Source organism: Burkholderia pseudomultivorans, from assembly GCF_902499075.1.
GTDB classification, from domain to species: domain Bacteria; phylum Pseudomonadota; class Gammaproteobacteria; order Burkholderiales; family Burkholderiaceae; genus Burkholderia; species Burkholderia pseudomultivorans.
Genome location: NZ_CABVPP010000079.1, coordinates 16837 through 27113 on the forward strand (window position 1 = coordinate 16837; position 10277 = coordinate 27113).

The 10277-nt window shown below is 69.7% G+C and carries 8 protein-coding genes; 2 read left to right on the plus strand and 6 right to left on the minus strand.

Features of this window, described 5'->3' with window-relative positions; all coding sequences use genetic code 11:
* Window positions 1-19 precede the first annotated feature (19 nt).
* The 6 genes from BST28156_RS31655 to BST28156_RS31680 form a co-directional block, all read right to left on the minus strand.
* Window positions 20-1159, minus strand: a complete 1140-nt coding sequence (locus BST28156_RS31655; RefSeq protein ID WP_009692655.1) for an enoyl-CoA hydratase/isomerase family protein — start codon at window positions 1157-1159, stop codon at window positions 20-22.
* Entirely contained in the window at window positions 1156-1947 is a 792-nt protein-coding gene (locus tag BST28156_RS31660; protein ID WP_174904308.1) for an enoyl-CoA hydratase, read from the minus strand. The genes BST28156_RS31655 and BST28156_RS31660 overlap by 4 nt, the downstream gene beginning before the upstream one ends.
* A complete protein-coding gene (gene mmsB, locus BST28156_RS31665) occupies window positions 1947-2846 on the minus strand; it encodes a 3-hydroxyisobutyrate dehydrogenase (protein ID WP_060245685.1) in 900 nt (299 codons plus the stop codon). The genes BST28156_RS31660 and mmsB overlap by 1 nt, the downstream gene beginning before the upstream one ends.
* A 14-nt stretch (window positions 2847-2860) precedes the next feature.
* Window positions 2861-4390, minus strand: a complete 1530-nt coding sequence (locus tag BST28156_RS31670; protein WP_174904304.1) for a CoA-acylating methylmalonate-semialdehyde dehydrogenase — start codon at window positions 4388-4390, stop codon at window positions 2861-2863.
* A gap of 113 nt (window positions 4391-4503) precedes the next feature.
* Entirely contained in the window at window positions 4504-6210 is a 1707-nt protein-coding gene (locus tag BST28156_RS31675; RefSeq protein ID WP_174904305.1) for an AMP-binding protein, read from the minus strand.
* A 253-nt stretch (window positions 6211-6463) separates the two neighbouring features.
* Complete coding sequence (locus BST28156_RS31680; protein ID WP_060245643.1) at window positions 6464-7597, minus strand: acyl-CoA dehydrogenase family protein; 1134 nt, start codon at window positions 7595-7597, stop codon at window positions 6464-6466.
* A 137-nt stretch (window positions 7598-7734) separates the two neighbouring features.
* Between BST28156_RS31680 and BST28156_RS31685 the strand changes: the two genes are divergently transcribed.
* Window positions 7735-8769, plus strand: coding sequence for an AraC family transcriptional regulator (locus tag BST28156_RS31685; RefSeq protein ID WP_060245644.1), 1035 nt, complete (start codon window positions 7735-7737; stop codon window positions 8767-8769).
* Window positions 8770-8878: 109 nt separating this feature from the next.
* The coding region (locus tag BST28156_RS31690; protein WP_174904306.1) for an NfeD family protein at window positions 8879-10277 on the plus strand (1399 nt) is incomplete at its 3' end.

A 10277-nucleotide genomic window follows, 5' to 3' on the forward strand; every position in this document is an offset into this window, starting at 1 on the left:
GCATCGACGCATCAACGCGTCATGCTGTGCCGAGATCGGCGAGCGGATGCGCGAACAGCTTCCACGGCGACGTCAGGAAATGTCGCACGCGCTCGGCGCGCAGCTCGACGAGCGACGCGGGCGCCCAGCGCGGCTTGCGATCCTTGTCGACGAGATGCGCGCGCACGCCTTCGCAAAAATCGCCCTCCTCGATCGCACGTGCGACGATGCCGAGCTCCATCCGGAACGACTCGGCCAGCGTCATCTGCCGGCCGCGCAGCAGCGCTTCGCGCGTCACGGCCAGCATCGTCGGCGAATGGCCGGTCAGCGCATCGAGCGTCGCCTGCAGCCACTGCCGATGCTCGCGCGACAGCTCGTCGCGCGCCAGATCCTGCTTCAGCGTCGCGACGATCCGCTCGACCGTCGAGCGCTTGTCGAAGTGCCGCACGATCCACGCCATCTGGCCGTCGAGCGCCGCGTGCGGCACGACGTTGCACGGCGGCTCGAACACCCTGCGCAGCGCCGGCAACGCGTCGCTGTCCCATTTGACGCTCTCGATCCGCGTCTCGAACGTATCGAGCCACGACGACGGCACGCACAGATCCGCGAGCTTCGCGGTCAGTGCGTCGGCGCCCGACAGCGTCGCGCCGGTCAGCCCGACGTACAGTTCGAGTTCGACCGGCATCCGCGCGAGGAAATGCGTCGCGCCGACATCCGGCACGAGCCCGATGCGCGTCTCCGGCATCGCGATCTTGCTGCGCTCGGTCGCCACGCGCAACGCCGCACCCTGCGCGAGGCCCATCCCGCCGCCCATCGTCACGCCGTCCATCAGCGCGACGACCGGCTTCGGGAACGTATGAATCGCATGGTCGAGCCGGTATTCGTCGACGAAGAACGGCAGCCAGGTCTCGCGCTGCGCGACCATCCTGTACAGCTGGCGCACGTCGCCGCCCGCGCAGAAGCCCTTCTCGCCCGCGCCGCGCAGCACGACCGCGACGATCTGGTCGTCGTGACGGCAGCGCTCGAACAGCGCGGCCAGCTCGCCGATCATCGCGTACGACAGCGCATTGAGCGCGGCCGGCCGGTTCAGCGTGATCAGCGCCACGCGGTTGACCACGCGGAACAGCACTTCGGGCGCGTGCTCCGCGTATGCGTCGTGACTCGTGACCGGCGTGCTCATCGTTGCTGCTCCCCTTCGGTATCCCATTGCGGCGCGCGCTTGCCGAGAAACGCCGCCACGCCTTCGCGCGGATCGTTCGTGTCGAACAGGTCGACGAAACGCTCGCGCTCGACCGCGAGCGCCGCGCTGCGCGGCACGCCGCGGCGCGCGAGGCCGATCAGTTCCTTGCTGTATGCAACCGCATGCGGGCTCTGCCGCGCGACGTTGCGCGCCAGCGCGAGCGCCGCGTCGCGCGACGTGCCGGTGTCGACGACGTCCTCGACCAGGCCGATCCGCAGCGCGGTCGCCGCGTCGACGCGCGTGCCGGCGAGGATGATCTTCTTCGCCCAGCCTTCGCCGACCAGCCAGGGCAGCGTCTGCGTGCCGAGCCCGCACGGCAGCAGGCCGACCGACGGCTCGGGCAGCGCCATCTGCGCGTGCGTCTCCGCGACCCGCAGGTCGCACGCGAGCGCGCATTCGAGACCGCCGCCCATCGCGTAGCCGTTGATCGCCGCGATCGTCACGACGCGCGCGTCGTGCAGCGCTTCGAACGCGGCGCCGAAACGCGTCGCCATCGCACGCGCGACCGCGCGGTCGCCGTCGGCGAACGTGTTGAGATCGGCGCCCGCGCTGAAGAACTTCGGGCCGTCGCCGGTGATCACCAGCGCGCGCACGCGCGAGTTCGCGTTCAGTTCCGCGACGATTGCCTGCAGCCGCTGCAGACCGTCGGCGGTAAAGGCGTTCGCGGGCGGCCGCTTGAGCGTCGCACACGCGATCGCGCCGTCGTCGACGTAGTCCAGTTCGATCATCACGCGTCCTTCTTCGTTGCCGGTTGATACAGGCGGATCACCGCCGAGAAGTCGAGCTGCCCGTCGCCGCGACTGCTCATCGTCTGGTAGAGCTGCTGCGCGAGCGCGCCGAGATAGACGGGCTGGCGCGCCTGCTTCGCAGCGTCGTTCGCGAGGCCGAGATCCTTCAGCATCAGGTCCGTGCCGAAACCGCCCGTGTAGCCGCGCGACGACGGCGCCGTACCGATCACGCCCGGATACGGGTTGTAGGTATCCGAACTCCAGCAGCGGCCGGTCGACGTGTTGACGATGCCGGCCAGCACCTTCGGGTCGATGCCGAGCGCGACGCCGAGCGACATCGCCTCGGCGACGGCCGCCATCGAGATACCGAGCACGAGGTTGTTGCAGACCTTCGCGACCTGCCCCATCCCGGTCGCGCCGCAATGCACGATGTTCTTGCCCATGCCGGCGAGCACGGGCTTCACGCGCTCGAAGTCGGCGTCGCTGCCGCCGACCATGAAGGTCAGCGTGCCGGCCGCCGCGCCGCCCGTGCCGCCCGACACCGGCGCATCGACGAACGCGCCGCCGTGCTCGCGCACCAGCGCGCCGAACGCCTGCGCGCTCGCCGGGTCGATCGTGCTCGAATCGATCACGGTCGCGCCCGCGCCGAGGCCGGCCAGCACGCCGTTCTCGCCGGACAGCACCGAGCGCACGTGCGGCGCGGCCGGCAGCATCGTGATCACGAACGTCGCGTCCGTCGCCGCCTCGCGCGGCGACGCGGCGGCCTGCGCGCCGGCGTCCTGCAGCGCGCGCAGCGCGTCGGCGCTCAGGTCGAACGCATGCACGCGATGGCCCGCCTTCAGCAGGTTCAGCGCCATCGGCGCGCCCATATGGCCGAGGCCGATAAAACCGATCTTCATCATGATGTCCTCGCTCAATGCAGCCGGATCGTCGTATTCACCGGGCCGGCCGTCGTATCGTCGTCGAACCAGCGTGCGGTGACCGTCTTCGTCTGCGTATAGAACTGCACGACCTGCTTGCCGTACGGGCCGAGATCGCCGAGCTTCGAGCCGCGCGAGCCGGTGAAGCTGAAGAACGGCACCGGCACCGGGATCGGAATGTTGATGCCGACCTGGCCGATGTCGATCTCGCTCTGGAACTTGCGCGCGGCCGCGCCGCTCTGCGTGAACAGGCCCACGCCGTTGCCGAACGGATTCGCGTTGACGAGCGCGATCGCATCGTCGAGCGTGTCGACTTCCATCACGACCAGTACCGGCCCGAAGATTTCATGCGTATAGATCGACATGTCGGTCTTCACGCCCGAGAAGATCGTCGGGCCGATGAAGTTGCCGTTTTCGTAGCCGGGCACCTGTACGTCGCGGCCGTCGAGCACGAGCTTCGCGCCTTCCTTCACGCCCGCCTCGATCAGCGACAGGATGCGCGCCTTCGCACCGCGCGATACGACCGGCCCGACGTCGGTGCCGGCTTCCGCGCCCGCATTGACCTTCAGCGCCTTCGCCTTCTCGACGATGTCCGGCAGCCAGTCGCGCGCGGCGCCGACCAGCACCGCGACCGAGGTCGCCATGCAGCGCTGGCCCGCCGCGCCGAACGCCGCGCCGACCAGCGCGTTGACCGCCTGCTCGCGGTTCGCGTCGGGCAGCACGATCGCATGATTCTTCGCGCCCATCATCGACTGCACGCGCTTGCCATTCGCGCTGCCGAGGTTGTACACGTGCGTGCCGACCGCGGTCGAGCCGACGAACGAGATCGCCTTCACGAGCGGATGCGTGCAGATCGCGTCGACGACTTCCTTGCCGCCGTGCACGACGTTCAGCACACCCTTCGGCACGCCGGCCTCGAGCGCCAGCGCGACGAGCTCCATCGTCGTCATCGGGTCCTGCTCGGACGGCTTCAGCACGAAGGTGTTGCCGCACACGATCGCCATCGGGAACATCCACAGCGGAATCATCGCGGGGAAGTTGAACGGCGTGATGCCCGCGCATACGCCGAGCGGCTGGCGCAGCGTGTAGGTATCGACGCCGCCCGCGACGTTCTCCGCGAATTCGCCCAGCTGCAGCGTGCCGACCGAGCACGCGTGCTCGACCACTTCGAGGCCGCGGAAGATGTCGCCTTCGGCGTCGGGAATCGTCTTGCCCTGCTCGGCCGTCAGCGTCTTCGCGATGCGCGGGAGGTTGGTGCGCACCAGGTCCTGGAACTTCAGCATGATGCGCATGCGCGCGGCGATCGGCGTGTTCTTCCACGTCGCGTAGGCAGCGTGCGCGGCCTGCACGGCCGCGTCGACTTCGGCGACGGTCGCGAACGGCACGCGCGCGAGCACCTGCTGCGTCGCCGGGTTGACGATGTCGCGCCACTCGCTCGTGGCGGACTCGACGAAGGCGCCGTCGATCAGCAGCTTGACCGTCGGCACGTCTTGCCCCGTACGGGGCGTCGGATTCGCACTCATCGCTTCTGTCTCCTTCAGTGCGCCGCCGCGCGAAATACCGCGCGCTCGGCAGGTTCAGGCCGGCTGCGACACCGTGCCCGCGGTCGCGGCGCACGGCGCGCAGCGCGGTCGGCTCATTTCAGTTCGGCGGCGAAATCCTCTTCCCAGTATTCGCCGGGCATGCGCGCGCTCGCGTCGTCGCCGCGCTCGATCTCGCGGCGACGCAGCTCGACGCGGCGGATCTTGCCGGAGATCGTCTTCGGCAGTTCCGCGAACTGCAGGCGACGGATCCGCTTGTACGGCGCGAGTTTCTCGCGCGAGAAGCGGAAGATCTCCAGCGCGAGCGCGGGGCTTTCCTCGTAGCCCTGCCGCAGCGTGACGAAGGTCTTCGGCACCGCCAGCCGCAACGGGTCCGGGCTCGGCACGACCGCCGCCTCGGCGATCGCCGGATGCTCGATCAGCACGCTTTCGAGCTCGAACGGGCTCAGCCGGTAGTCGGACGACTTGAACACGTCGTCCGCGCGGCCGATATACACGTAGTAGCCGTCGTCGCTGCGCATCGCGATGTCCGACGTGCGATAGTGGCCGTCGCGCATCGCATGGGCCGTCGCATCGGGGTTGTTCGCATAGCCGTTCATCAGGCCGACCGGACGCGTCGCGTCCGGCCCGATCGGCAGCGCGATCTCGCCCTCGGTCACCGGCGCGCCGTCCGGGTCGAGCAGCGTCACGCGATAACCGGGCAGCGGCCGGCCCATCGAGCCCGCGACGACCGGCTGGCCCGGCGGGTTGCCGATCAGGCAGGTCGTCTCGGTCTGCCCGTAGCCGTCGCGGATCGTGATGCCCCACGCCTTCTTCACGCGCTCGATGATCTCGGGATTCAGCGGTTCGCCCGCGCCGACGATCTCGCGCAGCTTCACATCGAACGACGCGAGCGGCTGCTGCACGAGCATCCGCCAGACCGTCGGCGGCGCGCACAGCGTCGTCACCTGGTATTTGACGAGCGCGTCGAGCACGACCTTCGCGTCGAAGCGCGCGTAGTTGAACGCGAACACGCAGGCCTGCGCATTCCACGGCGCATAGAAACAGCTCCACGCATGCTTCGCCCAGCCCGGCGAGCTGATGTTCCAGTGGATGTCGCCCGGCTGCAGCCCGACCCAGTACATCGTCGACAGATGGCCGACCGGATAGGTGCGGTGCGTATGCTCGACGAGCTTCGGCTTCGACGTCGTGCCCGACGTGAAATACAGCAGCATCGGATCGCCGGCATGCGTGACGGCATCGGGCTCGAACGCGGCGCTGGCCGCATAGCCGTCGTTCATCGCGAGCCAGCCCGCGCGCGGCGCGCCGGCGACGATCTTCTGCGCGAGGCCGAGGCCCGGCTGTTCGAACTTGTCGGTTTCGTTCTCGTCGACGATCGCGTATTTCGCGCCGCCGATCTGCACGCGGTCGCGCACGTCGTCGGGGGACAGTTGCGTGGTGGCCGGCAGCACGATCGCGCCGAGCTTCATCGCGGCGAGCATCGCGTCCCACAGCTCGACGCGGTTCGGCAGCATCAGCAGGATCCGGTCGCCGCGCGTCACGCCGATCCCGCGCAGCCAGTTCGCGATCCGCGACGAGCGCTCGGACATCTGCGCGAACGAATACGGATCGCCCGTGCCGGTCGCCGCATCGACGATCCACAGCGCGGGCTTGTCGTTGCCGCGCGCCATCGGGTCGAAATAGTCGAGTGCCCAGTTGAACGTGTCCAGCACCGGCCATTCGAAATCGCGGTAGGCGGTTTCGTAGTCGGTGCGATGGCGCAGCAGAAAATCGCGTGCGTCCAGGAATGCCTGTGCCGTCATCGTGTCGTCTCCTGTCCCATGCCTTGCGGCGGCGAACGCCGGCGCTCCGTGCCGGTATTCGTCCGCCGCCGGGCCGTCTCCATGCGTCCCGGCAGCCGGCGCATGCGTGACCCGCCATGTGCCGATGCCCTCTTGCGCGGCGCACGGTCACGTCGTTGCGTGCCGCGTTCACCGCGCTACCCTCGTACCTTTGTTGTCCTGCGTTGGTTGCTTTCGTTGCTGTCGTGGCTTGCGTTCCAGTCACCGCCGCCGCTCAAAGCTGCCGTGCGATCACCATCCGCTGCACTTCGCTGGTGCCTTCGTAAATCTGCGTGATGCGCGCGTCGCGATAATGACGCTCGACTTCGTAGTCGGCCAGATAGCCGTAGCCGCCGTGGATCTGGATCGCGTCCGAGCACACGCGCTCGGCCATCTCCGACGCGAACAGCTTCGCCTGCGACGCTTCCGACAGGCACGGCAGCCCGGCCGTGCGCAGCTTCGCCGCATGATGCACGAGCAGGCGCGCGGCGTTGATCTGCACGGCCATGTCGGCGAGCTTCTGCTGGATCGCCTGATGCTCGGCGAGCGGCTTGCCGAACTGCACGCGCTCGCCCGCATAACGGCGCGCCTTGTCGAACGCGGCGCGCGCGATGCCGAGCGCCTGCGCGGCGATGCCGATGCGGCCGCCCTCCAGATTCGACAACGCGATCTTCAGCCCTTCGCCGCGATTGCCGAGCAGGTTCTCTTCCGGAATCGCGCAGTTCTCGAACGTGATCGGGCACGTGTCCGACGCGCGGATGCCCATCTTCTTCTCCGGCTTGCCGACGATGAAGCCCGGCGTGTCGGTCGGCACGAGGAACGCGGAAATGCCGCGCTTGCCCGCTTCGGGATCGGTGCTGGCAAAAACGATCGCGATACCCGCGCGCTGGCCGTTGGTCACGAACTGCTTCGCGCCGTTCAGCACCCATTTGCCGTCGCGCAGTTCCGCGCGCGTGCGCAGGTTGTGCGCCTCGGAACCGGCCTGCGGCTCGGTCAGGCAGAACGCGCCGATCACGCGGCCGGCCGCCATCTCGGCGAGCCAGCGATCCTTCTGCGCCGGCGTGCCGAAGCCGAGGATCGGCCCGCAGCCGACCGAGTTGTGCACGCTCATCATCGTCGCGCAGGCGGCGTCGCCGGCCGCGATCTCCTCCATCGCGAGCGCATAGGCAACGTAATCGGTGTACGAACCGCCCAGTTCCTGCGGCACGATCATCCCGAGCAGGCCGAGTTCGCCGAGCTGCGCGACGACGGCGTCCGGCAGTTTCGCGTCGAGATCCCACTGTGCGGCGTTCGGCGCCAGCACCTCGGTGGCAAAAGCGCGCGCGGCGTCGCGGATCATCCGCTGGTCTTCGGTGTAAAGCGCGTCCATGGTGCTGCTGTCTCCCGCGGCCGCCTGGCGCGACCGTCCCTCTGTTTCGATGCAACAAGTGTAGGCAAGCGCGCGCGACTGTTCGATGCTCGCGCCGCTCATTTACACTGAGCGTTTTTGCCATACCGGCCACGGCCATGAAGCAGGAAGACAAGGGAACCGTCGCGATCAGCCTGGTGGCTTACAGCGTCGCGCTCGCCACGCGGCGCGGCGTCGCGTCCGCACCGCTGCTCGCGCAGGCCGGCATCGCGCCCGCGCTGCTCGCGCAGCCGCGCGCCCGCGTGTCCGCGCAGCAGTACGGCGCGCTGTGGAACGCGATTGCGCGCGCGCTCGACGACGAGTTCTTCGGGCAGGACCGCCACCCGATGCGCAGCGGCAGCTTCATCGCGATGAGCCAAGCCGCGCTGTCCGCGCAGGACGGGCTGCACGCGATGGCGCGCGCGGTGAACTTCATGCACTGCGTGCTCGACGACCTGCACGCGGAACTCGACGCGAACCCGCAGCGCGTGCGGCTGCGCTTCGTGCATCGCAACAACGGCGCGACGCCCGCGATGTTCACGTACGCGACCTATTTCATCATCGTCTACGGGCTGACCTGCTGGCTGATCGGGCGGCGCATCCCGCTGCTGCACGCCAGCTTCCGCTGCGACACGCCGCCCGCCGACCACGAATACCCGTCGATGTTCTGCGACGACATGCGCTTCAACCAGCCCGATTCCTATGTCGACTTCGACCCGGAATTCGCGACGCTGCCGGTCGTGCAGAACGCGAAGACGCTGAAGACGTTCCTGCGCAACGCGCCCGCGAGCTTCATCGTCAAGTACCGCAACCCGAACGCGCTCGCGCAGCGCGTGCGCGCGGTGCTGCGCGGGATGCCGCCCGCCGCGTGGCCGGGCGCGGCGGGGATGGCCGCGCGGCTCTACGTCGCCGAGGCGACGCTGCGCCGCAAGCTGCATCAGGAAGGCCACGCGTACCAGTCGATCAAGGACACGCTGCGGCGCGACCTCGCGTTCGAGGCGCTCGCCGATCCCGCGCGCTCGATCGCCGACGTCGCGGCCGCCGCCGGCTTCGCGGAGCCGAGCGCGTTCTATCGCGCGTTCCGCAAGTGGAGCGGGCGCAGTCCGGCCGAGTATCGCGACGAAGTGCTCGCGCGGATGGGCGGCGCGCGCTGAGCGCCGCGCTTTCGCGCTTTCTCCTGAAACCGCCTAATCTTTAAGCATCGGGCCAACGCCCATTCCGCGAGCCGGACGGCGTGCGGCCGCGCGCCGCCCGGACGTCCCGATGCACATTCACCGTCGTCAGCCGCCGCCGGCGCCTGCCTCGCCGCGCGGCCGCCCCCGTCACCCGCTGTCCGCGCGGGTCGCGCGCGCCGCGCTGTTCGCGGCGCTGCTCGTCGTATGCGCGGCCGTCGCGGCGCCCGCTGCCGAGTTGCCGGCGAGCGGTACGCCGGCTTCGCCTCCCCCCGTCATCGTGATCCCGGTCAACGGCGCGATCGGGCCGGCCAGCGCCGACTTCATCGTCCGCTCGCTCAAGCGCGCGGCGCGCGAGCACGCGCCGCTCGCGATCCTGCAGCTCGACACGCCCGGCGGCCTCGACACGTCGATGCGGCAGATCATCAAGGCGATCCTCGGCTCGCCGGTGCCGGTCGCCACGTTCGTCGCGCCGAGCGGCGCGCGGGCCGCGAGCGCGGGCACCTACATCGTCTATGCCAGCCACATCGCGGCGATGGCGCCCGGCACCAATCTCGGCGCGGCGTCGCCCGTGCAGTTCGGCATCGGCGGCGCGCCGGGCGCGAATCCGGCCACACCGCAGCCACCGCCGTCGGGCGCATCCGGCGCCTCCGGCGCGGCCGCCACGTCGGCCGCACTGCCGGCCGACACGCAGTCGACCGAGATCCGCAAGGCGATGCAGGACGCCGCCGCATACCTGCGCGGCCTCGCGCAACTGCGCGGACGCAACGCCGAATGGGGCGAGCGCGCGGTGCGCGAGGCCGTCAGCCTGTCGGCGAACGAGGCGCGTGCGCAGCACGTGGTCGACCTGATCGCGCAGGATCCGGCCGATCTCGCGCGGCAACTGGACGGCCGCACGGTGACGACGACGGCCGGCACGCTGCGCGTCGCGGCCGCGCACGCGCCGCTCGTCGTGGTCGAGCCCGACTGGCGCAGCCGGTTCCTGTCGATCATCGCCGATCCGAACGTCGCGCTGATCCTGCTGACGATCGGCATCTACGGGCTGTTCTTCGAATTCGCGAACCCGGGCTTCGTGCTGCCGGGCGTCGCCGGCACGATCTGCCTGCTGGTCGGGCTGTTCGCGATGCAGCTGCTGCCGATCAGCTATGCGGGTCTCGGCCTGGTGCTGCTCGGGCTCGGCTGCCTGGTTGCCGAAGCGTTCCTGCCGACCTTCGGCGTGCTCGGCTTCGGCGGGATCGTCGCGTTCACGATCGGCGCGCTGATGCTGATCGACACCGACGTACCCGGCTACGGGATTCCGTGGCCGGTGATCGCGAGCCTCGCGCTCGGCGGCGGCCTGCTGGTCGCGGGCGTGTCGAGCGTCGCGCTGCGCGCGCGGCGCCGGCCGGTCGTGACGGGCGGCGAGGCGCTGGTCGGCAGCATCGGCGAGGTGCTCGACGACGGGCTGCTGCCCGACCAGCCGCACGGCGCGGCCGGCGCCGCACCGTCTG

Excerpts from the sequence above, each read along its gene's own strand:
- BST28156_RS31655 (WP_009692655.1), bottom strand. The coding sequence starts at position 1,159 with ATGAGCACGCCGGTCACGAGTCACGACGCATACGCGGAGCACGCGCCC.
- BST28156_RS31660 (WP_174904308.1), bottom strand. The coding sequence starts at position 1,947 with ATGATCGAACTGGACTACGTCGACGACGGCGCGATCGCGTGTGCGACG.
- mmsB (WP_060245685.1), bottom strand. The coding sequence starts at position 2,846 with ATGAAGATCGGTTTTATCGGCCTCGGCCATATGGGCGCGCCGATGGCG.
- BST28156_RS31670 (WP_174904304.1), bottom strand. The coding sequence starts at position 4,390 with ATGAGTGCGAATCCGACGCCCCGTACGGGGCAAGACGTGCCGACGGTC.
- BST28156_RS31675 (WP_174904305.1), bottom strand. The coding sequence starts at position 6,210 with ATGACGGCACAGGCATTCCTGGACGCACGCGATTTTCTGCTGCGCCAT.
- BST28156_RS31680 (WP_060245643.1), bottom strand. The coding sequence starts at position 7,597 with ATGGACGCGCTTTACACCGAAGACCAGCGGATGATCCGCGACGCCGCG.
- BST28156_RS31685 (WP_060245644.1), top strand. The coding sequence starts at position 7,735 with ATGAAGCAGGAAGACAAGGGAACCGTCGCGATCAGCCTGGTGGCTTAC.